At 66.3% G+C, this 2289-nt stretch carries 3 protein-coding genes; 1 reads left to right on the forward strand and 2 read right to left on the reverse strand.

All coding sequences use genetic code 11. The annotated features are described in order from the left end of the window. The coding region (rho, locus tag QZV94_RS24610; RefSeq protein WP_293683046.1) for a transcription termination factor Rho at positions 1 to 692 on the forward strand (692 nt) is incomplete at its 5' end. 416 nt (positions 693 to 1108) lie between these two features. Here rho and QZV94_RS24615 read toward each other — a convergent pair. Further along, complete coding sequence (locus tag QZV94_RS24615) at positions 1109 to 2077, reverse strand: quinone oxidoreductase (protein ID WP_293683048.1); 969 nt, start codon at positions 2075 to 2077, stop codon at positions 1109 to 1111. After that, a partial coding sequence (locus QZV94_RS24620) for a dienelactone hydrolase family protein (protein ID WP_293683050.1) occupies positions 2077 to 2289 on the reverse strand: 213 nt, incomplete at its 5' end. The genes QZV94_RS24620 and QZV94_RS24615, both read right to left, overlap by 1 nt.

Genomic DNA, 2289 nt, shown 5'->3' on the forward strand with positions numbered 1-2289 from the left:
AGAACATCGCCAAGTCGATCGAGACCAACCATCCCGAGTGCTACCTGATCGTGCTCCTGATCGACGAGCGTCCGGAAGAAGTCACTGACATGCAGCGCACGGTGAAGGGCGAGGTGATCTCCTCGACTTTCGACGAGCCGGCGACCCGCCACGTTCAAGTGGCGGAAATGGTCATCGAAAAGGCCAAGCGCCTGGTCGAGCACAAGCGAGACGTCGTGATCCTGCTGGACTCGGTCACGCGTCTCGGTCGCGCCTACAACACCGTGGTCCCGTCGTCGGGCAAGGTGCTGACCGGCGGTGTCGACGCCAATGCGCTGCAGCGCCCGAAGCGCTTCTTCGGCGCGGCGCGGAACATCGAGGAAGGGGGCTCCCTGACCATCATCGCCACGGCCCTGATCGACACGGGCAGCCGGATGGACGAGGTGATCTTCGAGGAGTTCAAGGGCACCGGTAATTCGGAAATCGTCCTGGACCGCAAGGTGGCCGACAAGCGCATCTATCCGGCCATAGACGTGCTGAAGTCCGGCACCCGCAAGGACGAGTTGATCACGCCGCCCGCGCAACTGCAGAAGACCTATATCCTGCGCCGGATCCTGGGACCCATGGGCGCCCAGGACGCTATCGAGTTCCTGCTCGACAAGCTGCGAAGCTCGAAGAACAACGACGACTTCTTCCAGTCGATGAACACCTGACCGGCGTTCTCTGGAAAACTTAGCGATCTCATAAGCTTCGGCGAGCGGACGACTCGTTCGTTTGCGAAATTGGCCCTGTGGCGAAATAAGCCGCGCCAAACGTGGCCCTGTGCGTCTGCCAGCGTGCAGGAGGCGCCCTTACACGCCCTGCGGCCTTGGTCGCGGCCTCCGGGTCGCGCTGACGCCGGTCGGGTAGACAACCAGGCCTACCTGTAGGTAGGGCCCGGCCATACCGGAACTTCGATTGCCGAGTGTTTCACGTGAAACACCCGCCTGGGCTGCTGCCCGCCCGCCGAGACGCACCCAGAGAGGTCGTCCGCGGGTGCAACGGATGTCGTTGCCGGGCGCCTCCGGCCGCCGCGTTGGGCGCGGCTATGACGTTCCAGCCGCTGGGTCCAAGCCGACCAAACTCCGGCTCACGGGATCAATAGGCTCGCCCCGACCGTCGTCCGCGCTTCCAGCGCCTCGTGCGCCCGCCGGGCGTCCGCCAGCGCAAACGTCTGGCCGATCTCGATGTCGATCTTGCCGGAGGCGACCATGTCGAAGACCAGCCCGGCGCTCTCGTCCAGCTCCTCGGTAGTGACGATGTAGTCGAACAAGGTGGGTCGGGTCAGGTAGAGCGAGCCGCCCTGCGCCAGTCGCGCCGGGGCGAAGGGCGGGACGGGGCCGGAGGCGTTCCCGAAGCTGATAAACAGGCCGCGGCGGCTGAGGCTAGCGAGGGTTCCTTCGAACGTGTCCTTACCCACAGAGTCGTAGGCCACCGGCACGCCCTGGCCGCCGGTGATCCGCCTCACCTCGGCCGCGACATCCTGTTCGCGGTAGAGGATGACGTGGTCGGCGCCCAGGGCGCGAGCCTTGTCAGCCTTGTCCCGCGAGCCCACGGTAGCGATCACCTCAGCGCCGATCGCCTTCAACCACTGGGTCATGATCTGGCCCACGCCGCCAACGGCCGCATGCACCAGCACCGTCTCGCCAGCCCTCACCGGATAGGTGCGCCGGACGAACGCCTCGGTGGTCATGCCCTTGAGCAGGATAGCTGCGGCCATCTCCGTGCTGATCGTCCCGGGAATCGGCACCGCGCGGTCGGCCCGCACCACGTTGGCCTCGGCATAGCCCCCGAAACCGCCGGAATAGGCGGCCCGATCGCCGACCTTGAAGCGGGTGACGCCCTCGCCCACCGCCTCGACCACCCCGGCCGCCTCGCCGCCAGGCGTGGCCGGGAGCTTCACCGGGTAAAGGCCCGTTCGGTGGTAGGTGTCGATGAAGTTGATCCCGATCGCCTGGTGGCGGATCAGGATCTGGCCCGGCCCCGGCGCCGGCGTGTCGATCTCGACGACCCGGAGCACCTCCGGTCCGCCGGTCTCCCGGAACTGGACGGCCCGCATCAGCCGAGGTTCCGCTGAAAGAACTGCAGGGTGCGCTCGCCGGCCTTGGCCGCATCGGCCGCGTCGAAATGCTCGCCGCCCATCCTGGCGAAGGCGTGATCGCGTCCCGGATAGCTATGGATTTCCACCTGAGGGTGGTTCTTCAGCCTCGCCAGGATCATCGCCTGCGCCTCCTTGGGCACGAACTGATCCTCCTCGGCGATGTGCAGCAG

This window comes from uncultured Phenylobacterium sp. (assembly GCF_902826855.1).
Taxonomy (GTDB): domain Bacteria; phylum Pseudomonadota; class Alphaproteobacteria; order Caulobacterales; family Caulobacteraceae; genus Phenylobacterium.